This is a genomic window from Rhodoferax sp. U2-2l, assembly GCF_020594515.1.
Classification (GTDB): Bacteria; Pseudomonadota; Gammaproteobacteria; order Burkholderiales; family Burkholderiaceae_C; genus Rhodoferax.
In genome coordinates this window covers 194,010-216,021 of sequence record NZ_JAJCTH010000002.1, presented here as the reverse complement: position 1 = coordinate 216,021, position 22,012 = coordinate 194,010, and the positions used below count along the sequence as shown (strand labels likewise).

Genomic DNA, 22,012 nt, shown 5'->3' with positions numbered 1-22,012 from the left:
TTACTTAGGAGCTTTTTTCTATGGCGAACGACTTTCTCTTCACGTCTGAATCTGTTTCTGAAGGCCACCCCGACAAGGTGGCGGACCAGATTTCCGACGCCATTCTGGATGCGATCTTCAAACAAGACCCGCGCAGCCGTGTGGCCGCTGAAACCCTGACCAACACCGGTCTGGTGGTGCTGGCCGGCGAGATCACCACCAACGCGCATGTCGACTACATCCAAGTGGCACGTGACACCATCAAACGCATTGGTTACGACAACACCGAGTACGGCATTGATTACAAAGGCTGTGCGGTGCTGGTGGCTTACGACAAACAAAGCAACGACATCGCCCAGGGTGTGGACCACGCCTCGGATGATCATCTGAACACCGGCGCGGGCGACCAGGGCCTGATGTTTGGTTACGCCTGCAACGAAACCCCTGAGCTGATGCCTGCGCCGATTTATTACGCGCACCGCCTGGTGGAGCGCCAGGCGCAGCTGCGCAAGGACGGTCGCCTGCCGTTTCTGCGTCCCGATGCCAAGAGCCAGGTGACCATGCGTTACGTGGACGGCAAGCCGCACAGCATCGACACCGTGGTGCTCTCCAGCCAGCACAGCCCTGAAATGAGTCTGGGCCACAAGATGACGGACGCTTTTTACGAAGCCATTCGCGAAGAAATCATCAAGCCGGTGTTGCCCAAGGAATGGCTGACCGCTGATACCAAGTACCTGATCAACCCCACCGGTCGGTTTGTGATCGGTGGTCCGCAAGGTGACTGCGGCCTGACCGGGCGCAAGATCATTGTGGACACCTACGGCGGCGCCTGCCCGCACGGCGGCGGCGCCTTCAGCGGCAAAGACCCCAGCAAGGTGGACCGCTCGGCCGCCTACGCGGCACGTTATGTGGCCAAAAACGTGGTGGCAGCCGGGCTGGCGCGCCAGTGCCAGGTGCAGGTGGCCTACGCCATTGGTGTGGCCAAGCCGATGAATGTGACCGTCTACACCGAAGGCACCGGCGTGATCCCGGATGAGCAGATCGCCGCGCTGGTGAACCTGCACTTTGATCTGCGCCCCAAAGGCATCGTGCAGATGCTCGATTTGCTGCGCCCGATCTACGAAAAGACCGCTTCTTACGGCCACTTCGGCCGCGAAGAGCCCGAGTTCACCTGGGAGCGCACCGACAAAGCGGATGCGCTGCGTCAGGCAGCGGGGCTCTGAGCCCAAAGGCGTCAGCCTGGGTCGCTTGGCACCGCAGGTACCAAGCCGACCTGCTGCGTGACGCCGCCGGGCTCTTATCTGAAACTGAACGCGGGGACGTGTCATCCCGGACTTGACCCGGGATCCATGGCCCAGCGGCCCTGAATGGCGGGTCGTGGCCCGCCATGACAGTCATCTTTTTTGCGTCAAGGTGGCCCTGCTGCCTTGGGAATCAACATGCAGCGCACCATCTTTACCACCCCCATCGTCAACGCGCTGTTTCGCTGGCTGTCGGTGGCCTACCTCAGGTTGGCGGGCTGGAAAGTGCTGGGCAGCCTGCCACCCGAGGCTAGTCGCAGTGTGTTCATCGCCGCACCCCACACCAGCAACTGGGATCTGCCCTACACGCTGATGGTGGCTTTTGTGCTGCGCCTGAACGTCCATTGGATGGGCAAGGCCAGCATCTTTCGCTTTCCGTTTGGCCGTCTGATGCGTTGGCTGGGCGGCATCGCCGTGGACCGCTCCAAATCCAACAACTTGGTGGCCGCTTCGGCCAGCGCCATCACGCAAGCCTCGGGTGCACTGCAACTCATCGTGCCGCCCGAGGGCACACGCAGCAAAGTCCGTTACTGGAAAACCGGCTTCTATCACATCGCCCAAACGGCTCAGGTGCCCATCGTGATGGCCTACATGGACTACACCCGCAAGATCAGCGGGCTGGGCCCGGTGTTTTACCCCACCGGTGATCTGGAAGCCGACATGCGCACCATCAAAGCGTTTTACGCGCCGTTCAAAGGCAAAAACTCGGAACAGTTCGAGGCAGGCTAAACCGTCAACCTGCGCTGCTGCCAGGCTGCAGAGGTGTGTGGGCTGGGTTCAATGAAAATCCCGGCTGGTGGTGGCCAGCTCACCCAGCAGCGGCGTCAGGTCTCGCAGAAAGCCAGCCACCACGTGACAGACCTGGCCGCCACTGGCGTCGTCGCGCTGCCAGGTGCCGTGCACGGCCAGCAGCTGGGCATGCAGCAGTTCGCTGCGCTGGCGCTCTTTCAGGGCTTTCCAGACGATCACGTTGACCGTGCCGGTTTCATCCTCCAGCGTAACAAAGGTCACGCCCCGGGCGGTGCCGGGGCTTTGCCGCAGGGTGACCAAGCCGCAGGCGCGCACCAGCCTGCCGTGGGGTTGCGCACGCAGTTGGGCCGCGTTGGATAACTTGAGTTTTGATAGCTTCTCCCGAAGCAGTGACAAAGGATGAGCGCGTAAGGTGAGCCCCAGTGCGGCGTAGTCAAAGCGCACCTCCTCGCCTTCTGCGGCCGCGGGAAACGGCAGCGCGTCTTCGTTGAATCGGGCTTCTTGCAGCAGTTCGGGCGCACGGTGCGAGGCGCTGGCGTCCCACACTTGCTGGCGGCGGTGGCCGCTCAGCCGGTGCAGGGCGTCCGCACTGGCCAGGGCTTTCAGGTCGCCCGCATCCAGTGCGGCGCGCAGGGCCAGGTCTTCGGTGCTGGTGAACGGGCGTTGCTGCCGGGCGGCAACGATGCGCTGGGCGGCGGATTCGCTCAGGCCGCTGATCAGACGCAGGCCCAGGCGCACGGCGGGGTGGCCCGGCCTGCCATGGCGGACCTGATCCGCCCTCCATGGATCCCGGATCAAGTCCGGGATGACGGCCAACTGCCCCGGACTCCCCAGGTCCGCCATGGCATCCTGAAAAGCTGGCTGTACGCCAGGCCCCATCTCCAGCGTGCAATCCCAATCGCTGTGCGCCACGTCCACCGGCAACACCGTGACCCCATGGCGCTGGGCATCCTGCACCAGTTGCGACGGGCCGTAAAAACCCATCGGCTGGCTGTTGAGCAGTGCCGCCAGAAAACAGGCGGGCTCGTGGCGCTTGAGCCAGCAGCTCACCCACACCAGCAGGGCAAAGCTGGCGGCGTGGCTCTCGGGAAAACCATATTCGCCAAACCCCTCGATCTGCTTGAACAGCTGTTCGGCAAACTCGGCCGTGTAGCCGTTTTTCAGCATGCCGCCCACCAGCCGGTCGTGGTGTTTATGTACGCCACCCTTGCGCTTCCAGGCCGCCATGGAACGGCGCAGCTCATCCGCCTCGCCCGGGCTGAAGTCGGCAGCGGCCATGGCCACCTGCATCACCTGCTCTTGGAAAATCGGCACACCCAGCGTGCGCTGCAACGCCTCTTGCAACGCCGGGCTGGCGTAACTGACCGCCTCGGGGCAAGCGCGTGCTTTCAAGTAAGGATGCACCATGCCGCCCTGGATCGGCCCGGGGCGCACGATGGCCACTTCCACCACCAGGTCGTAAAAACAGCGCGGCCTCAATCGCGGCAGCATGCTCATCTGCGCCCGGCTCTCGATCTGAAACACCCCCACGGTGTCGGCGGCGCAGATCATGTCAAAGGTGTCGGGGTCGTCTGCTGGAATGTCCTGCATCTCCAGGCGTCTACCGCGCCAGGCACTGACCAAATCCAGGCAGCGGCGGATGGCGCTGAGCATGCCCAGGGCCAGCACGTCCACCTTCAAGAGGCCCAGCGCGTCCAGATCGTCCTTGTCCCACTGGATGATGCTGCGCTCGGGCATGGCGGCGTTTTCCACCGGCACCAAGCGGGTGAGCGGCCCGCGCGTGAGCACAAAGCCGCCGGGGTGCTGGCTCAGGTGCCGGGTGAACCCCAGCAGCTGGCGGCTCAAGTCCAGCCACTGCGCCAGCAGCGTTGGGTGCGGTGGCACAAAGTCGCCCCCCAAGCGCGCCAGCGCGGCCTGCAAGCGCCCTGCCAGCAGCTCGCGGCTGTACATGCCGGGGTGCTCTTTGGCCATGGCGGTGATCAGCGCCTCGTCAATGCCCAGCGCGCGCCCCACATCCCGCAAGGCGCTGCGCGGGCGGTAGCTGATGGCCACCGCGGTGAGTGCGGCGCGGTCGCGGCCATATTTGGCGTAGATGTACTGGATGACTTCTTCTCGCCTCTGGTGCTCAAAGTCCACATCGATATCAGGCGGTTCGTCGCGCTCGCGGCTGATGAAGCGTTCAAACAACAGGCTCATGCGCGACGGGTCGACCTCGGTGATGCCCAGGCAATAACACACCGCCGAATTGGCCGCCGACCCCCTGCCCTGGCACAAAATGCCCCGGCGCCGGGCAAAAGCCACGATGTCGTACACGGTCAAGAAATACATCTCGTAAGCCAGCTCGGCGATCAGCGCCAGCTCATGGTCCAGCTGCTCACCCACGGCATCGGGCACACCCTGCGGGTAGCGCCGCGCCGCACCTTCCAGGGTGACATGGCGCAGCGTTTGCGCCGGTGTCTGACCGGGTAACACCGCCTCCTGCGGGTATTGGTAACGCAGTTCGTCCAGGCTGAAGTGGCAGCGCGACGCGACGGTGAGCGTGTTTTCCAGCAAGCCGGGCGGGTAAATTTGCGCCAGACGTGCACGGGACCGCAGGTGCGCCTCGGCATTGGGCTGCAGCGCCAGGCCGCACGCGGCCACGGGCCGCCCCAGGCGCACGGCGGTCAACACATCCTGCAGCGGTTTGCGCGACCGCACATGCATCAGCACCCCGCCCGTGGCCACCAGCGGGATGGCCGTATGCTGCGAGAGCTGGGTGAGCTTGTGCAGCGTCAACGCATCTTGCGCGTGCAGCAGCTGCGGGACGCCCAGCCAGAGATGGTTGCCAAACAAGCCGCTGGCGCTGCGGCACACAGCATGCGCAGCCTCCCAAGGCATCGCCGTTGGCAACACCAGAATCACCTCGCAGCCCTGCAAGCTGGCCCAACCCGGGTCCGGCCAGGTCACGTGGTATTGGCCCTTGGGCGCGCTGCGCCGGGCCAGTGTGATGAACTCACACAGATCACCCCAGGCGGCCAGGTCGCGTGGCAAGGCGAGGAGGCAAAAGGTCAGCGGATCAGCCCGCTGCAAGCCCCCCCAAGGCACGGCAAATTCTGCCCCTGGCAGCAGTTTTAACCCGAGTTTTTTGGCCTCGGTATGCGCCCGCACCAGCCCTGCGACCGAGCAGTCGTCGGTGATGGCCAGCGCCGCATAACCCAGCGCGTGGGCACGTTGCACCAGCTCTTCGGGCTGAGATGCGCCCACGCCAAAACTGAAGTTGCTGCGGCAATGCAGCTCGGCGTAGTCGCAGTTGGGTGGCGGGGTCAACACAAAACAGCCTCACAATACTGGTTATAAAAACAGTATTGTGAGGCTGTTTGGATCAGCCTGTTGCGCAAAACCAGTCACAACCTGGTGCGCATGGCGCACCAACCGGCACCCTGTTCACGTCTGCCACCTTTTGTGACGCCAGACGGCGCACGGGCCTTGGTCAAGCCGACTTCTTGTTGTTTTGCAGGTCGTACCAGACCGCCAGCAGCAAGACCATGGCCTTGACCACCAGCTGGTATTCGGCCCCCATGTTCATGAGCGACATGCCGTTGTTGATCACGCCCATCACCAGGCCACCAATGACCGAGCCGATGATGGTGCCCACACCGCCGGTGGCGCTGGCGCCACCAATGAACACGGAAGAGATGGCGTCCAGCTCAAACATGTTGCCCGCCTGCGGCATGGCCTGATTCATGTAGGCGGTGAAGATCATGCCGGAAATGGCGGCCATGACCCCCATGATGACAAACACATAAAACTCGACCCGCTCGGCGTTGATGCCCGAGAGTTTGGCCGACTTGGCGTTGCCCCCAATCGCATAAATGCTGCGGCCAAACACGGTGTTGTTCATCATGAAGGTGAAGGCAATCACCAGCAAACCGATGATGACGATCACATTCGGAATGCCACGGTCCAGCGAGAACTTGTAAAACAGCCAGAAGATGATGGCGCTGATGAAGACGTTCTTGACGATGAACAGCGACATCGGCAGCACCTCAAAACCCAGCCGCGAGCGGGTTCGGCGGTTCTGGATATCCATCACCACCATGATCAGCAGGAACACCACCCCCACCACCAGGGCCAGCACTTTGCCGTCCATGAAGCTTGGCTCAATGAAGCCGCTGGCCACTTTTTTGAAGTTGTCATCCATCAGACCCACCGGCTTGATGCTGGTGAGCACATAGGTCAAGCCGCGAAAGCCCAGCATGCCTGCCAGCGTGACAATGAACGCGGGAACCTTCAGGTAGGCCACCCAATACCCCTGAAAGGCGCCGATCGCTGCCCCCGCCAACATACAGGCGGCCAGCGACAGCAGCATGCTGCCGTTGGTGGCGTTGTAGACGATGGCTGCCATGGCCCCGGTGAAGGCCACCGTGGCCCCCACCGACAAATCGATCTTGCCGGTGATGATGACCAGCACCATGCCGATGGCCAGCACCAGGATGTAGCTGTTCTGGATCACCAGATTGGTGATGTTGCGCGGGGTGAAGTTGACAAAATCTGTCATGAACCCGAAGGCCGTGAAGATGAGCAGCAAAACCATGTACATCGAGAAATGTTTCTGGTTATGTTTGATGATTTTGAACATGATGGGTTTCGCTTGAATGATTTTTATGGGCGCCTGACGAGTCACCGATGGGTTTAAGCCACCGCCAGTTTCATGATGGCTTCCTGGCTGGCTTCAGAGGTTTTGAGTTCCCCCTTGATGCGGCCTTTGTCCATCACATAGACGCGGTCGGTCATGCCCAGCACTTCCGGCAACTCCGATGAAATCATGATGATGCTGTTGCCCTTGGCCACAAAGTCATTCATGATTTTGTAGATTTCGTTTTTGGCGCCCACATCAATGCCACGGGTGGGCTCGTCGATGATCAGCAGCTTGGGCTGCGCCATCAGGCACCTGGCCAGCACCACTTTTTGCTGGTTGCCGCCGCTCAGGTTACCCACAATCTGGTCGATGTTGGGGGTTTTGATGCGCAGCGCGGTGCGGTATTTTTCACTCTCTTCAATTTCTTTGTATTTGTCGATCAGGCTGAACTTGGACAAGCGCGGCAGCGACGAATAGGTGCTGTTGTTCTTGATGGTCTGGATCAGGATCAAGCCCAGATCCTTGCGGTCTTCCGAGACATAAATCATCTGGTGGGCGATGGCTTCCTTGGCGCTCTTGAACGCCACCACCTGCCCGTCAAACCAGATCTCACCTTCCACATTCGGACTCAGGGAGCGGCCAAAAACGGTCAGCATCAGCTCGGTGCGCCCCGATCCCACCAGACCCGCCAGGCCCACAATCTCGCCCCGGCGCACTTCCATCGAGGCATTGTTGATGATGACGCGGTCACTGAACACGGCGTGTTTGACCGTGAGGTTGGTCAGCTTGAGCAGGGGTTCACCAATCTGCGGCACACGGGCCGGGTACATGGAGGTCAGCTCCCGCCCGACCATACATTTCACGATGTAGTTGATGTCCACCTTGTGGGTTGCCAAATCCACCCGCTCCACCGTCTGGCCGTCGCGGATGATGGTGATTTCATCGGCAATCGCCATCACTTCGTTGAGCTTGTGGGAGATCATGATGATCGTCACACCCTGCTCTTTCAGGCTCAAGAGCAGTTTCAGCAAATTGCTGCTGTCGTCTTCGTTCAAGGAGGAGGTTGGCTCGTCCAGGATCAGCAGCTTGGCGTTTTTGGACAGCGCTTTGCCAATTTCCAGCAACTGCTGCTTGGCCACCGAGAGTTTGTTGACGGGTGTGGCCAAGTCCTCGTGCACACCCACCTTTTCCATCACCGCCTTGGCGTCGATGTAGGTTTGCTCCCAATCGATCAGAAACCCTTTTTTGCGCTCGTTGCCGAGGAACAGGTTCTCGTAAATGGACAGATAAGGTGACAGTGCCAGCTCCTGGTGGATGATGACAATGCCTTCGTTTTCACTTTCCTTGAGGGTTTTGAACTTGCATTCCTTACCCTCGTAGATGACCTGGCCCTCGTAGCTCCCGTACGGGTACACGCCGCTGAGAACCTTCATCATGGTCGATTTGCCAGCGCCGTTTTCACCCACGATGAAGTGGATCTTGGCCCGTGTCACCTGCATGTCCACACAATCCAGCGCCACCACCGGCCCGAAGGTTTTGCGCATGCCTTTGATGTCTAAGATCTTGTCCATGGTTGTCTTTGTTGGGTCAAGCCGATGACAGGCAGGTGCAACGCACGTTCACCCGTCGCTGGCCCCTGTCAAACGATCTTCTTCACAAACGCATCACCCGTTGTCATCCTGGGCCGCAGGAAGTCACCACAAAACATGAAAGAACGCCGTCATGGCGGGCCACGGCCCACCATGACACAGCCGCTCTTTCACGTTCACCGGCTCAAGGCCTATTTGGTGCCCTTGGCCACCGCGTCGGCGGTGTAGAAGCCGCTGTCAATCAGCTCTTTGGTCAGGTTGTCTTTGGTCACGGCCACGGGTTCCAGCAGGAACGAGGTCACGACTTTCTTACCCGTGTTGTAAGTGGTGGTGTCGGTACGGGCCTTCACGGTCAGCGCGGGTGCGGTTCCCTTGATGATGCTGTCCACGGCTTCGGCCGTCCCCTTGGCCAGCACACGGGTGTCCTTGAACACGGTCATGGTCTGTTTGCCTTCCATGATCCACTTGGCTGACAACAATTCGCCGTCCTGGCCGGTGATGATCGGCAGGGTCTTGTACTTGCCATCTTGTTCCAGGGCGCCAATGATCGAGCGCGCCAGCGTGTCGTTGGGTGCCAGCACGGCATCAAGCTTGACCGCTTTGCAGGCGCCTGAGAGCAGGGTTTCCATGCGTGCCTTGGCCTTGTCTGCCGCCCAGCCTTCGGTGGTGATCTTGGACCAGGTGTCGTCCGCTGAGTTGGTGGGCGCCGGCCCGCAAATCTTCAGGGCGCCGCTGGTCACATAGGGTTTGAGGACATCCATCGCGCCGTCAAAGAAGAAACGCGCATTGTTGTCAGTGGGTGAACCAGCAAACAAGGTGATGTTTTTGCCCTTGGCCGTGTCGAGCGCCAAGGCAGCCTTGATGGCCTCACCTTGCAATTGACCGACCTTGAAATTGTCGAAGGTCAGGTAGTAATCATAGGCATCGGTGCCCGTGATCAGACGGTCATAAGAGATGACCGGGACGCCAGCGGCTTTGGCGGACTCGACGGCCTGGGCGGCCGCTTCCGTCACCGAGCCGACCACAATGGCCTTGGCACCTTTGGTGACCATGTCTTCAATCTGCTTGTTTTGCTTGGACTGATCCGCATCGGCAAAGGCCACATCCACCTTGTAGCCCATGGCTTCCAGGTCTTTTTTCATGTACTCGGCGTCACCCACCCAACGCTCAACGTGCGTCTCGGGGATGGCCAAACCCACCAGGATCGCGGGCGCCGGAGCCGCCGCGGGCGCTGCCGGAGCGGCCACAGGGGCCTCTTCCTTTTTGCCGCAGGCACTCAGGCCCAAGGCAGCAGCGATCAAGGTCAAGGTGAAAACACTTCGTCTCATTTGAATCTCCTGTTAAAAAAATTTAGCCCATCCTCACATCCCGGACCAGCCAGCATTTGGCACAGTCACCGAAGAACACAGCACGCGTCAAACGAATCGGTTGACCCAGTTTTCCAGGTACTCTTGCTGGCCGGAGACCGGCAACACATCGCGGTTGTCCTGCAACACCTGGTCGGCCAAGGCATCCAGGCTGGTCTTACCCGCCAGCACGTCTTGCGCCCAGGGCTGGCTCCAACCGGCGTAACGCTTGGCCACCACCTCGGCCAACTGGCCGTCCTGAATCATTTTCTCGGCCGCCAGCAGCGCCCGGGCACACACGTCCATGCCGCCGATGTGGCCATAAAACAGGTCCGCCGGGTCCAGCGACTGACGGCGCACCTTGGCGTCGAAGTTGCAGCCGCCGGTCTTGAAGCCGCCAGCCTGCATGATGAGGTAGAGCGTTTGCGCCAGATCGGGCACGTTGTTGGGGAACTGGTCGGTGTCCCAGCCCAACTGCGGGTCACCGCGGTTCATGTCCAGGCTGCCAAAAATGCCCAGCGCCAGCGCGGTGGCCACTTCATGCTCGAAGCTGTGGCCAGCCAGCGTGGCATGGTTGGCTTCGATGTTGACCTGCACTTCTTTCTCCAGACCGGCGCGAACCAGCAGGCCATACACCGTGGCGGTGTCAAAGTCGTACTGGTGTTTGGACGGTTCACGGGGTTTGGGCTCGATCAGGATGGCGCCTTTGAAACCAATCTTGTGTTTGTGCTCGACCACCATGTTCAGAAAACGGGCCATCTGGTCAAACTCATGCGCCATATGGGTGTTGAGCAAGGTCTCGTAGCCTTCACGGCCACCCCACAACACGTAGTTTTCGCCCCCCAGCTGGAGCGTGGCGTTCATCGCGTCGCGCACCTGGGCGGCTGACATGGCAAACACTTCAGGGTTGGGGTTGGTCGCCGCGCCCGCCATGAAACGCCGGTGGCTGAACAGATTGGCCGTACCCCAGAGCAATTTCATGCCGGTGCGCTCCTGGTGCTGCGCCAGCTTGTCGACCATGTGCAGGAAGTTGTTGCGGCTTTCCCGCGGGGTGTCGCCCTCGGGCGCCACATCGCGGTCGTGGAAGCAGTAGTACGGTGCGCCCAGCTTGCTGAAAAAGTCAAACGACTCTTCGGCTTTTTTCTCGGCCAGCTGCAGCGGGGAAGCGCCTTCAAACCAAGTGCGCTCGAACGTGCTGCCACCAAACGGGTCGGAGCCGGTTGAGCAGAAGCTGTGCCAGTAACACACAGCAAAGCGCAGCTGCTCCTTCATGGTTTTGCCCAGCACCATCTGCTCGGGGTTGTAGTGGCGAAACGCCAGCGGGTTCTTGCTGTCTGCACCTTCAAAACGAATCGGTGCAATGTCTTTGAAATAGGTTGCCAAGTCAGTTCTCCAGAAATTTGACCATTGGGCCGACGCCGTGAGGTGGTGCCGGGCCATTTTTTCACCAGGGCGCCTATCTTTCAAAAATAGCCGCATCATTCGGTTTTAGTTCGAATGGTGAATTAATTCTATTTTTTTGACCCATGATAAATATAGGGGTAAACCCTGATGACCAGCTGTTGACACAAGCGCTCCCGACCCAGCACCCGCATCACCTCGGGCAAGAATTCACCCATTTTTCACACACCGCCCCACGCCAGAAACATTAAACCGATATTCAGCGTTTGACCAAGCTAAATTTTGGGATTTCAGGGTAAACCCTGCCATCTAAAATGACCGATACGAAGAAAATAGTTCATCATGACAACTAATTGGTTCAACAGGAACCCGCAAACATCTGTCGCCCCGCTCTTGCAGCCTCACGTTGCAGCAGGTGGTTCATGAAAACCACCGGCGATCAAACCCTCGTCAAACGGATCAATCGCAGCGTGCTGTTGCGACTGCTGCGCGTGCAGCCGGGCTTGTCACGGGCACAACTGGCGCAAGAAAGCGGGCTGACCAAGTCCACCGTCAGCGCACTGGTGCGTGAGCTCATTGATGAAGCCTGGCTGACCGAGAGCGACACCGTCAACGCCAAGGGCGCCGGGCGCCCCTCCACCCCGCTGCAGATCGATGGCCGCACGCGCGCCCTGGTAGGGGTTGAGGTGGCAGTGGACAAACTGCGGGTGGCCTGCGTCAGCCTGGTTGGCAAAATTCTCTGGTCAAGCGAAGAGCCGATGCTTGACCAGCAGCCAGCCCAGGTGTGCCAACAGATTGCCAGCCTGGTGGCCCGCGCGCATGACCTGTTGCTGTCATGGGGTCTGCAGCTGACCGGCCTGGGCGTGGGGCTGCCGGGTGCGTTTGATGAGACCACCGGCAAAGTGCATTTCGCCTCCAACCTGGGCTGGTGGAACGTGGACTTTCTGCCGCTCTTCACGCAAGCCATGGCCCAGGTTCACTTGCCGCCAATGCCGGTGTATGTGCAAAACGAGGCCGACACCGCCGCCTTGAGTGAATATGAATTTGTCGAAGGCCCGGTGAGTGACTCGCTGATTTTTGTCACCTGCGACATCGGGGTCGGCGCGGGCATTGTGCTCAACGACCGCTTGTTCACCGGCCAATACGGGGGGGCAGGCGAAATCGGACACGGCATCCTGCAAATCGACGGCCCCTTGTGTTCTTGCGGTCGCCGCGGCTGTGCCGAAACCTTTTTTGGCGCACGCGCCCTGGCGAGACTCGCCGACCCCGTCAGCGGCGGCAAGTACCTGGGCGTGGTGCTGGCCAACCTCTGGACCACGTTTGACCCCAGTGTGTTGATTGTGGGCGGCCCCTCGTGTGACAAATACCCGGGCCTGATCACCCGGGCCGAGGTCACCCTCAAAACCTACGCCGACAGCGCCCGCATGCCGGCGCCGCCGGTGCGGGCGGCGCGTTATGGCTTGCTGGCCTCAGCCGTGGGCGCGGCGGCGCTGGTGTTGCACCGCCAGCTGCGGCCATTGCACACACCCACGGCGTACGCCATCAACCCGGTCTCGGTCGCCTCTGACCTCAACGTCTCATCGCAACCTCCAGGAGAGTAGTCCATGTTTCTCGGTATCGATATCGGCACATCAGAAGTCAAGGCCGTGCTGCTTGACACCGCCCACCGCGTCATCGGCTCGGCAGGCTCAGTGCTCAGCGTGTCGCGCCCGCACCCGGGCCACAGTGAGCAAAACCCGCACGACTGGTGGACCGCCACCCAGGCCGCGCTGGCCGAACTGCGCCAAACCCATCCCGCTGAATACGCCGCCGTGTCGGCCATCGGCCTGTCGGGTCAGATGCATGGCGCGGTGTTGCTGGACGCGCAGGACCGTGTTTTGCGGCCCGCCATTTTGTGGAACGACACCCGGTGCGCCCAAGAGTGTGTGGAGATGATGGCCGAGTTGCCGGAGCTCGCCCAACTCGGCGGCAGCCTGGCCATGCCCGGCTTCACCGCCCCCAAATTGCGCTGGGTGGCAAACCATGAACCCGAGGTGTTCCAACAGGTCGCCAAGGTGCTGTTGCCCAAGGATTACGTGCGCCTGATGCTGACCGGCGACTACGTCACCGACATGTCCGACGCCAGCGGCACCCTCTGGCTGGATGTGCAACAACGTGCCTGGTCTGACAAACTGCTGGCCCTCACCGGCTTCACGCAGTCACATATGCCGCGCCTGGTGGAAGGCAGCCAGGCCAGCGGCACCCTCACAAACGAGGTCGCCCAGCTGCTGGGTCTGTCCAAAAACGTGTTAGTGGCCGGTGGCGCGGGCGACAACGCCGCCAGCGCGGTCGGCATGGGGGCCGTCCAGGCCGGGCAAGGCTTTTTGTCATTGGGCACCAGCGGCGTGTTGTTTGTGGTGACCCCGTCTTACCAGCCCAACGCAGCCAGCGCCACCCATGCGTTCTGCCACGCGATGCCGGGGCAATGGCACCAGATGAGTGTGATGTTGTCGGCCGCGAGCGCCCTGCAGTGGGTCACCCACTTGCTGGGCGTGGCCAACGAAGGCGCGCTGGCCCACCAGGCCGCCGCGCTGACGCTGGCCGAGCGCGCCGCCTCACCGCTGTTTTTGCCCTACCTGGCCGGTGAACGCACACCGCACAACGACGCCCATGTGCGTGGCAGTTTCCATGGCCTGAACTTCGAGACCGACGCTGCCCGGCTGGGGTATTCGGTGATCGAAGGGGTGAGCTTCGGCCTGAACGACGGCCTGGCCGCCCTCAAGGCCGCTGGCAGCACGGTGCAACGCCTGTCGCTGGTGGGCGGCGGCTCGCGCAGCGCCATGTGGGCGCAACAACTGGCGTCCCTCCTCAACATCGAGATCGTCACCCACGCCAGCTCCACCGTGGGCGGCGCCCTGGGTGCCGCGCGCCTGGGCTGGCTGGCCACCGGTGCCGACCCACAGGCCGTGTGCCTGACACCCGCTGTGGAAACGCTCTACATTCCTGACCCCGCTGAACAAGCGGTGTTGATGCCGCGTTATGCGCAGTTCAGGGCCTTGTACGCCAGGTGACCGTCAAGACCCCAAACTTGGTGGCCAGAGAAGCCAGCCCTCGCGCAGCAAAGGCTGGCTTGCTACCCTGAATTCAGGCAGAACGCGTCCCGGGGAAAGCATGACAGTTGACATGCGAGCATTGTTTGGTAAGAGCGATGCCGCTTGCCGGCTCAGGCCAGCTCTCAAGCAAACACCCCCTGCAGATACCACGCAGCTGACGCCTGCACCGGATCGGCACCCGCCAGCCGTTCACGGTAAATCCACAGCAGCACCGCGCCAGGGGTGCGCGCCACAAAGTAGTCGCGCAAGGCAGCGGGGCTGCGGGTTGGCCGGGCCGGGCCAGCGCCATCAGCCAGCCCCTTGCCGACGCGTTGCACGCTGGCCGCGTTAACAAGCAGCGCACTGCCCGCCTGCCCGGCAGACCACCACCCCGCCTCCAGCCGCTGCGGCCCGGCCAGCAAGGTCAGTGGGCCTTGGTAGTGCGGCTGCGCCTGGTGCACGGCCAGTGGCAGCGGTTCAGCCAGCAGCCAGGTGGGGTACAGGGCGCTGGCCCAGCCGGTGAACGGCTGATGCAGGGCGTCCGCGGTCTTGCTGCTTTTTTGACCACCAGCCTTGAAAGGCAAGGCGCTCACAGCGCTAGGTTCAGCAGCCCCTTTCTGAACCCGCCTGGGGCCTGCCACAGCCGCCCGCCAGACCTGCATCTGCTCGGGCCGGTGGTCTGCCTGCGGCTGCAGGCGCAGCACGTTGCTGGCACCCAGCCGGGCGCTCAGGCGCTCCAGCAGATGCGCCAGACTATCACCCTGAGGCTGGTCGTTCAGCAACAGACTGGCGCTAGCGCCTTGGCGTGGCTGGGTTTCCAGCGACCGCAAACGCAGCGACAGGGCTGGCGCCGCCAACGTCACTTGGCCCAGCCGCTCGGCCAACAGGCGCTGCAGGTGGTTGATGTCCGCACTGGCCTGGGCCGTGCGCAACACCAGTTCACCCTGTGTGGCGGTGTGGCGGCGGGCATCCATCACCCAACCCAGCGCCACCGCCAGCACCCCCAACTGGCGCAATTGCAGCCACACCTGCAATTGCGCCAGCAGGCGGCGCGCGCCAAACAGCAGGGCGGCGGCACTTTCCACCGGGCTGGGCAGCTCAAGCGCAGCCTCAAACACCGCAGGCAGGGTCAGCCAGGGGTAGACATCCGGGCGACTGCCGTAGGCCTGATCCAGCGCATCCACCAGCGCTGCACCAAAACGCCGCGCCACCCCCGCACGCGGCAACGCCCGCAGCTGCCCCCAGCGGGTGCAGCCCAGCCGCGCCAGCGTGTCCAGATGCGGCTGCGCCGCCAGCAAGCTGCTCAAGGGCAAATCATCGGGCGGGGTGGGCGGTTGAGACGCTGTGAGGGCTCGCGCCATCGCTATCAAAGAGGTACGCCCATGCCCATAGCGGATCGACATCAAAGGCTTGTTGGCGCTGTCAATATGGCGCAAAAGGGCGTCCTGACCACCCCACAGCCGGGCGCTGGCAGACACCTCCAGCAGCACCGCGCTTTGCTGCAGTGACACCTTGGGTGTGAACTGCAACGCCCACCAACCCAGGGCCGTGAGCGGGTCGGTGAGGCCGGCCTCATCGGCCGTGGCGGGCCCGTGTTGGCTGGATGGCGCAGCGCCACCGACCGCACCACCACCCAACGCATCGGCGAACGGGTGCAGAGGGCCGCCACCGCGCCGCTGCAGCACCCCTGCCTCAGGCTGCGGCAGCAAGGCGATCCAGTGCATGGCTCAACTCCATAGTTTGGAAAACCAGCATGTTGGTACCAGACGACGGCAAGCGGTCATCTGCCAGCGCCTTTCCGGTTTGATCGGGTGCGACGCTGGCCGACTGTGGCGCACTCACCGCCAGCAGGACGCTCAGTGCCGCAGGGCGGGCGTTCAGCGTGAACGGGCTGGCCAGTGGCGGGCCGCGGCGTTTCAGGATGTGCAGCGTCAAGCCGTCGTCAACACCGGCAGCGGGCGCCGTGCTGACAGAGCGCTCCGTTTGGCGCGGCGCAACGCCCTCCCCGGCGCCCGTGCTCACCAGCAAACGCAACACTGCGGGTGAGGACTCGTGCTGCGCGCTGGCTGGCCGCAGGGCAAACAGCAACTTGCCGTGGGCAAGCGCTGCCAGATGCAGCCGCCGCAAATGGTCAGTGCGCACCTGCGGCAGCCAAACCAGCAACGCCGCCACCCCGGCACAGCGCAAAGCCTGCTCTGCCGCCCACAGCCGCTGGGCCAGTGCGTCGGCTTTGACCCACAGCAGCTGCGGCAGGGCCAGCCCCTGGGCCGCCAACCCGGGGCCAAACGGTGCATGGGGTGGCGCCACCAGCACCACGGTCTGGGTCAGTGTGCGCAGCGCGGGCAGCAGCAGACGCCACTCGTGGTGCTGGCCGGGGGGCTGCAAAATGTCACACAAGGCACCCACCGGCCAGCCACCACCGGGCAGGTGCTGGTCCAGCGCAGCGTGGCCGCTGGGCAGTGCCGCGCCTTCGGCACTGGCAGCCGTGGCCAGCGCATCGGCACACCAGATGGCGTCGCCGAAGGTCTCCAGCAGGTGGGTGGCAGAGCGGGAAGCCATGGTGGACAAATCGTTAAATACTGTATGAATAACCAGTATTTTAACGAGATACCAACGCCACGCAAGTCGGCCGGGCGCACGTACATCTCAACCCGGCGCGGACTCAGGCGCCTTGGCGCGGGAGGCATGGATGGCGGGTCAAGCCCGCCATGACAGCCGATTCAGCTGGCCATGACAGCGAAGTCATCGGGCCGGGGCCGCCAATCGCTCGAAATTTTCCCGAAATTCGCTCAAAAATAGCTCTGGAAATCAACCGATCGACTTGAGAGCCGCCTGCAGCCCGCAACGACTGCGGCATGCTGCCTGAAGGGACAGCCGTCTTTGATCGTTCCGGGCGCTGTGGCTCGCGGGCTCAAATGCCTTGGCGCAGGTAGAAAAACACAACAGCTGCCACCGCCAGCATCAGCAGCACATAGGGCCAGGTGGCGGGTTTGTCGGCATACGGGTCGCGCAGCGTGCGCTGGGCGTTGGCGGGCAACTGCGCCACTTGCGTGAGCGAGGTGCCAAACGGGATGTTGATGCGCGCCCGCGCGTTGATGGCCCAACCATTGGCATCCAGGATCGGGCCCAGGTTGCGGCTGCGCAGCTTGAACCAGGCCAGCACCACCGCAGGCAGCGAGATGATCAGCATCAGCCCCACCACCACCAGCGGAATCTGCCACCAGGCCAGTGCCAACAACCCGCTCATGACCGACACCACCATGGTGCCAATGGCCCCCAGCGCCAGGCCGATGGCGGCAAAAATACCGGCGAACTTGCCCACGTCAAACGGTGGCGGCGGCGCAGGTGGCGCCCCCGCCACGGCACTTTGTGTGGCCCCGGTGGCTGACTGGGCGAGTTTGTCACCCGAGGCGGCGGCCTTGCTGGCCGCCATCTTTTGCAACTGGGCACCCACCAGCTTGGACACCTGCTTGTAGGGTGACCAAAACGCCTGGCGCAGGCTGATCGGCTGGTCGATGATTTTGGTGATGGTGGCGTCCCAGTCGCGGCCCTGGCGGTCGTAAAACACGCCGTTGCGCCCGACCATGAGCTGGTCCGAATCACCCGCGGTGAAGGCTGCGGCGATGCTGAGCTTGTCGGCCCCACAGACGCAGTCGCAATACACCAGGCAAACGCGTGACAGGCCTGCCAATGCGGCGTGTTTGGCGGCGTCGTTCACCGCCACCACCAACTCACACGAGCGGCCGTCCAGGTACAGCGTGCCGATCTGGAAGGTGCCCTTGCCCTGGCGGGTGTAAAAGTCGCGGAAAGCCACAAAGTTGTTGGCCAGCGGCTGCAGGTCGCGCACGTAGCGGGCGAGTTTTTCCAGGTCACGCACACCGTCGCCCTCGGTCGAGGGGTCGGGCTTGGCCGCCAGCCAGGTGGTGTAAGTGGCCAGTTTGTCCTTGATGGTTTGCCAATCTGCGGCGGTGAGCACGTCTTGCGCACCCAGCAACGGGGTGAGCACGGTGTCACGCAGGATGGCCATGCGGGGTGCCCAGGCCGGGTTGAGGCCGCTTGAGAGCGTCAGCGTGGCGTCTGCCGTCACATGCGACAAAGGCAAATCGCTGATGGCCTGGCTGGCTGGCTGCAAGGTGGTGGGGGCCAGTGCCTTCAGGGCGTCTTCCGAGGCGTTGAGCACACCCCCAGCGCGCTCGTCAAAGGCGGCCAGCTGGCAGCGGGTGAAAAAGTCTTGCACCTTGGCGTCCAGCTCATTCACCAGCACGTGGGCGGCGGCGGTGGCCTCCGCCAGCGGCAGCGCGTCCACACCGGCGGCCTCCCAGGCGGCCAGGGCGCGGGCGGCGTGGCTGACCTGCGCGGCGCTGGCCTCGGCCACCGTCAGGGTGTCGGCTTCGGTCTTGCCCAGTTCTTTGGCCAGCGCCAGGGCGGCGGTTTTGATCAGTTGGCCCGTTTCGTCATCGTCACGGATCAGGGCGATGGGCACGCCGTCGCACTTTTGCACCAGCACATCGGGGCTGGTCAGGCGGCTGTTGGCCCAGGCGATGGCCCCCAGCAGCTCAGGCGCGCGCACATGGCCGTCGTTGTCGCTGTCGATGAACTGCAGGCTGCGCGCATCAAACTCGATGCCCTTGACCGGGCACGACAGGGCCACCCAGAGTTTTTGGTCCAACTCACCCAGCGCCAGCAGATCGGCAGCGGTGTCCAGCTGCACCTGGTCAAACCCACCGGCACGGAAAAACCGCCATTGATGTGCTGTGTCAGCCATGTTTGCTCCTTGTTGATGTGTACAAGACTATAAACGGCGTTCATGGCGGGCTGGTCAAGTCCGGGATGCCCTGCCTGTCACATGAAGGCCCAGGCCAAAAACATCACAAAACCCAGCGTACCGAAAACGGTGTGGGTAGCCAGCACCATGCCCCCGCTCTGACGCGACCAGCGCCTGGCCACCACCGATGTCGCAAACCCGGTGATCACCGCCAGCGCCAGCACCAGGGCAGCGGCTTTGCCGGACGGCCCGGCGCTGTCAGCCACAGCATCCGGGGTGATGCGCATCAGCATCACCACCGCCTCCAACCCGGCCACACCCAGCAGCAGATGAAACCCGATATGGATCGGGTTGCTGCTGACCCGGCGCAGAAACTGCCGCCCCATCCACAAGCCCAAACCCATCGACGCCGTCAGCAGACATATCACCGGGATCATGGGGTTCACAGCCAGCTCCTTATTCCGTTTCCAAACCCCTCGAGTCTAGGCGCGAAGCCGCAGGCCGTGCATCAGCCCGACCAGGCCAAGCAAAAATCACGCGGGAGATCTTGAACGGGCATCAGCTTTCCGCTGTGCGGCCAATCGCCGGCCAGCGCCGGTGCAGAAGCATCCAGGCGACCACGCCCACCGACAACATGGCCAGTGACGCAGCGGCCAGCGCCACGGTGGAATGCATCACCAACGGCGCAATCAGCCCGGCCACCAGCCCGTTGGCGGTGGAGCCGACGAACGCCTGCAGGCTGGAAGCCATGCCGCGGCGCTCCGGGTGCAGGTCCAGCACCAGCAGCGTCACCACCGGGACCATCATGGCCCAGCCAAAAGAAAAAATCGCGATCGGGAACATCGCCCACGAGGCCTGCGCCGTGAACAGCGCGTTGAAGACCAGGTTGAGGACGGCCACACCGAGCATGATCAAAAACCCGTACTTGATCTGCCGCTTGGGCGCTAGGCGCCCGGCCATGCGCCCGCTGACCCAGGCGCCGCTCATGATGCCGCTGATGGTCAGCACAAAAAACCAGAAGAATTGCGTGGGCGCCAGCGCCAGATGATCCCCCAGAAACACCGGCGCCGACAGCACATACAAAAACATGCCGTTGAACGGAATGCCGCTGGCCAGCGCCAGCAAAAAGAAGCGCGGATCGCGCCCGAGCTGCCAGTACCCCTGCATCAGGTTGCTGACCTTGAGCGGCTGGCGGTGACTCAGGTGCAGGGTTTCAGGCAGCAGCCGGTAGTTGGCCACCCACAAGACCACCCCCACCCCGGTCAAGAACCAGAACACGCTGTGCCAGCCCAGGTGCTGGTACAACACCCCACCAATCATCGGCGCCACCGCAGGCGCCACACCAAAATAAATGGTGATCTGGCTCATGACCTTTTGCGCCTGCGCCGGGGGAAACATGTCACGCACCACCGCGCGCGAGACCACGATGCCCGCGCCCGTGGTCAGCCCCTGCACCGCGCGGAAAAACACCAGCTGCCCGATGCTTTGCGACAGCGCACAACCGATGGATGCCACGGTGAATGCCGCCAGCCCCCACAACACCACCGGCCTGCGCCCCACACTGTCAGACAACGCGCCGTGAAACAGGCTCATGAAGGCAAAGCCAAACAGGTAGGCTGAGAGCGTCTGCTGCATCTGCACCGGCGTGGCGTTGAGCGAGGTGGCGATGCCGGAAAACGCCGGAATGTAGGTGTCAATGGAGAACGGCCCCAGCATGCCGAGCATGGCCAGCAGCACCGCCAGCGCCCAGCGCGGGGCTTGCCAGATGTGGTGTGCGTCTGGGTTCATCCTGGCGTACGCGTGGCAGGAAAAAGCATCAACAGCGAGGATAGGTCAACAAACATGAACGGGTTATCAGCAGGTCGGCAGGCCAAGTTGGTTATGAGCTGCCCCACAGGGCCGAACTCTCCATTCGGCCCATTATGCAGATTTACAGCCATCAGGTGCATGGCACCTGCCGTGCTCACTTGATCAAGAGCACGGGCACCGTCGAGAGTTGCACCACTTTGACCGTGACCGAACCCATGAAAAGTCCGACCACATGGCCGAATCCATGCGCGCCCATGACGATCATGCTGCAGCCTTTTTCGTTGGCGAAATTCACGATGGCAGGCGCGGCATCACCGATCAGCAAGTGCGAGGTGAAAGCCATGCCGGCCTGTGTCAGTTTTTGCCGGGCGCCAGCCAGGGCAGCATCCCCCGACTCGCGGTGGAAGGCTTCTACCGTCTGATTGTCAATAAACCGTGTCACATCGTTGGGCAACGGGGGTTGGACATTGACGAGGTAAATCTGCGCGGTGGTGCGGCGGTTGGCTGCATCCTGAACCACGTGGTCAACGGCCCTCAGCGCCGGATCAGAACCATCTACAGCAATCAAATAGGAAGTGCTCATGGTCAGTCTCTGGGTTAATGATCAGGGTTAGACACAGGCAGCTCAATGGCCGGACGGGGCGTTTTGCGGCTGCCCAGCCATTTGCCAACCACCACCACCAGCACCGCGCCGGCAGCAGCAAACAGGTAGTGCGCGTACGGGATACCTTTGGACAGGACCTCTGGCGTGGCCTTGTCAGACAGCAGCATGCCCCCGGCAATCCAGCCCAGCAGCGCCGCACCCAGCGTGATCACCACGGGGAAACGGTCCATGAGCGTGAGCACCAGCTTGCTGCCCCAGACCACGATCGGGATCGACACCAGAATGCCAAAGGTCACCAGCACCATCGAGCCGTGCGAGGCACCGGCCACCGCAATCACGTTGTCCAGGCTCATCACCGCGTCGGCCACCACAATGGTCTTGATGGCCGCCATCAGGGTGGTGCCACCGTCGATGCTGTCGTGCTCGTCTTCGTGCTCGGGCAGCATCAGCTTGATGCCAATCCACAGCAGCAACAAGCCGCCCACAATCTTCAGGTAGGGCACGGCCAGCAGTTGCAAGGCGAAGAAAATCATCACCACGCGCAGGCCGATGGCGCCCACGACACCCCAGAAGATGCCTTTTTTGCGCTGCTCGGGCGGCAGTTTGCGGCAGGCCAGGGCGATCACCACCGCGTTGTCACCACCGAGCATGATGTCGATGATGATGATCTGCAGGACGGCGATCCAGAAGAGGGAAGAGGTCAATTCAGGCATGATGAAGGATCGGATTCAGTGGAGAAAGAGGATGGGATTGGGCCGCAGCAGGCCTGGGTCCGGTAC

16 protein-coding genes are annotated in these 22,012 nt (G+C 62.5%); 4 read left to right on the top strand and 12 right to left on the bottom strand.

Annotated elements, in window-relative coordinates; genetic code table 11:
- Positions 1 to 20: 20 nt before the first annotated feature.
- Both metK and LHU53_RS02585 read left to right on the top strand, forming a co-directional pair.
- On the top strand, positions 21 to 1,202 hold the full coding sequence (gene metK, locus LHU53_RS02590) for a methionine adenosyltransferase (RefSeq protein WP_227330520.1): 1,182 nt from the start codon (positions 21 to 23) through the stop codon (positions 1,200 to 1,202).
- 216 nt (positions 1,203 to 1,418) lie between these two features.
- Positions 1,419 to 2,009, top strand: a complete 591-nt coding sequence (locus LHU53_RS02585; protein ID WP_227330519.1) for a lysophospholipid acyltransferase family protein — start codon at positions 1,419 to 1,421, stop codon at positions 2,007 to 2,009.
- Between the two features lie 48 nt (positions 2,010 to 2,057).
- Here the strand turns inward: LHU53_RS02585 and LHU53_RS02580 are convergent, their stop codons facing one another.
- The 5 genes from LHU53_RS02580 to xylA all read right to left on the bottom strand — a co-directional run bounded on the left by LHU53_RS02580 (position 2,058) and on the right by xylA (position 10,966).
- Positions 2,058 to 5,339, bottom strand: a complete 3,282-nt coding sequence (locus LHU53_RS02580) for an error-prone DNA polymerase (protein WP_227330518.1) — start codon at positions 5,337 to 5,339, stop codon at positions 2,058 to 2,060.
- Between the two features lie 160 nt (positions 5,340 to 5,499).
- Complete coding sequence (mmsB, locus tag LHU53_RS02575; protein ID WP_227330517.1) at positions 5,500 to 6,648, bottom strand: multiple monosaccharide ABC transporter permease; 1,149 nt, start codon at positions 6,646 to 6,648, stop codon at positions 5,500 to 5,502.
- 53 nt (positions 6,649 to 6,701) lie between these two features.
- Positions 6,702 to 8,219 carry a sugar ABC transporter ATP-binding protein gene (locus tag LHU53_RS02570; protein WP_227330516.1) on the bottom strand — a complete coding sequence of 506 codons (1,518 nt, stop codon included), beginning with the start codon at positions 8,217 to 8,219 and terminating at the stop codon, positions 6,702 to 6,704.
- A 209-nt stretch (positions 8,220 to 8,428) separates the two neighbouring features.
- Positions 8,429 to 9,565, bottom strand: a complete 1,137-nt coding sequence (locus tag LHU53_RS02565; RefSeq protein ID WP_227330515.1) for a sugar-binding protein — start codon at positions 9,563 to 9,565, stop codon at positions 8,429 to 8,431.
- 87 nt (positions 9,566 to 9,652) lie between these two features.
- Positions 9,653 to 10,966, bottom strand: a complete 1,314-nt coding sequence (xylA, locus tag LHU53_RS02560; protein WP_227330514.1) for a xylose isomerase — start codon at positions 10,964 to 10,966, stop codon at positions 9,653 to 9,655.
- 440 nt (positions 10,967 to 11,406) lie between these two features.
- Between xylA and LHU53_RS02555 the strand changes: the two genes are divergently transcribed.
- Positions 11,407 to 12,585: an ROK family transcriptional regulator gene (locus tag LHU53_RS02555; RefSeq protein ID WP_227330513.1), complete on the top strand. Its 1,179-nt coding sequence runs from the start codon at positions 11,407 to 11,409 to the stop codon at positions 12,583 to 12,585.
- A 3-nt stretch (positions 12,586 to 12,588) separates the two neighbouring features.
- Positions 12,589 to 14,034 carry a xylulokinase gene (gene xylB, locus LHU53_RS02550; RefSeq protein WP_227330512.1) on the top strand — a complete coding sequence of 482 codons (1,446 nt, stop codon included), beginning with the start codon at positions 12,589 to 12,591 and terminating at the stop codon, positions 14,032 to 14,034.
- Between the two features lie 164 nt (positions 14,035 to 14,198).
- Here the strand turns inward: xylB and LHU53_RS02545 are convergent, their stop codons facing one another.
- The 7 genes from LHU53_RS02545 to LHU53_RS02515 form a co-directional block, all read right to left on the bottom strand.
- The gene (locus LHU53_RS02545) at positions 14,199 to 15,779 is read right to left on the bottom strand and encodes a DNA polymerase Y family protein (RefSeq protein WP_227330511.1); all 1,581 of its coding nucleotides are present in this window, start codon (positions 15,777 to 15,779) and stop codon (positions 14,199 to 14,201) included.
- A complete protein-coding gene (gene imuA / locus LHU53_RS02540) occupies positions 15,748 to 16,614 on the bottom strand; it encodes a translesion DNA synthesis-associated protein ImuA (RefSeq protein WP_227330510.1) in 867 nt (288 codons plus the stop codon). The genes LHU53_RS02545 and imuA overlap by 32 nt, the downstream gene beginning before the upstream one ends.
- A gap of 352 nt (positions 16,615 to 16,966) precedes the next feature.
- Complete coding sequence (locus LHU53_RS02535; protein WP_227330509.1) at positions 16,967 to 18,820, bottom strand: hypothetical protein; 1,854 nt, start codon at positions 18,818 to 18,820, stop codon at positions 16,967 to 16,969.
- Positions 18,821 to 18,897: 77 nt separating this feature from the next.
- Positions 18,898 to 19,266, bottom strand: a complete 369-nt coding sequence (locus tag LHU53_RS02530) for a hypothetical protein (RefSeq protein WP_227330508.1) — start codon at positions 19,264 to 19,266, stop codon at positions 18,898 to 18,900.
- A 112-nt stretch (positions 19,267 to 19,378) separates the two neighbouring features.
- Positions 19,379 to 20,608, bottom strand: coding sequence for a multidrug effflux MFS transporter (locus LHU53_RS02525; RefSeq protein ID WP_227330507.1), 1,230 nt, complete (start codon positions 20,606 to 20,608; stop codon positions 19,379 to 19,381).
- 175 nt (positions 20,609 to 20,783) lie between these two features.
- Entirely contained in the window at positions 20,784 to 21,212 is a 429-nt protein-coding gene (locus LHU53_RS02520; RefSeq protein ID WP_227330506.1) for a universal stress protein, read from the bottom strand.
- A 14-nt stretch (positions 21,213 to 21,226) separates the two neighbouring features.
- A complete protein-coding gene (locus tag LHU53_RS02515) occupies positions 21,227 to 21,946 on the bottom strand; it encodes a TerC family protein (protein ID WP_227330505.1) in 720 nt (239 codons plus the stop codon).
- Positions 21,947 to 22,012 lie beyond the last annotated feature (66 nt).

Bases quoted from the DNA above. Each gene is read 5' to 3' on its own strand.
- metK (WP_227330520.1), top strand. From the start codon at position 21: ATGGCGAACGACTTTCTCTTCACGTCTGAATCTGTTTCTGAAGGCCAC.
- LHU53_RS02585 (WP_227330519.1), top strand. From the start codon at position 1,419: ATGCAGCGCACCATCTTTACCACCCCCATCGTCAACGCGCTGTTTCGC.
- mmsB (WP_227330517.1), bottom strand. From the start codon at position 6,648: ATGTTCAAAATCATCAAACATAACCAGAAACATTTCTCGATGTACATG.
- LHU53_RS02570 (WP_227330516.1), bottom strand. From the start codon at position 8,219: ATGGACAAGATCTTAGACATCAAAGGCATGCGCAAAACCTTCGGGCCG.
- LHU53_RS02565 (WP_227330515.1), bottom strand. From the start codon at position 9,565: ATGAGACGAAGTGTTTTCACCTTGACCTTGATCGCTGCTGCCTTGGGC.
- LHU53_RS02555 (WP_227330513.1), top strand. From the start codon at position 11,407: ATGAAAACCACCGGCGATCAAACCCTCGTCAAACGGATCAATCGCAGC.
- xylB (WP_227330512.1), top strand. From the start codon at position 12,589: ATGTTTCTCGGTATCGATATCGGCACATCAGAAGTCAAGGCCGTGCTG.
- LHU53_RS02545 (WP_227330511.1), bottom strand. From the start codon at position 15,779: ATGCACTGGATCGCCTTGCTGCCGCAGCCTGAGGCAGGGGTGCTGCAG.
- imuA (WP_227330510.1), bottom strand. From the start codon at position 16,614: ATGGCTTCCCGCTCTGCCACCCACCTGCTGGAGACCTTCGGCGACGCC.
- LHU53_RS02535 (WP_227330509.1), bottom strand. From the start codon at position 18,820: ATGGCTGACACAGCACATCAATGGCGGTTTTTCCGTGCCGGTGGGTTT.
- LHU53_RS02525 (WP_227330507.1), bottom strand. From the start codon at position 20,608: ATGAACCCAGACGCACACCACATCTGGCAAGCCCCGCGCTGGGCGCTG.
- LHU53_RS02520 (WP_227330506.1), bottom strand. From the start codon at position 21,212: ATGAGCACTTCCTATTTGATTGCTGTAGATGGTTCTGATCCGGCGCTG.
- LHU53_RS02515 (WP_227330505.1), bottom strand. From the start codon at position 21,946: ATGCCTGAATTGACCTCTTCCCTCTTCTGGATCGCCGTCCTGCAGATC.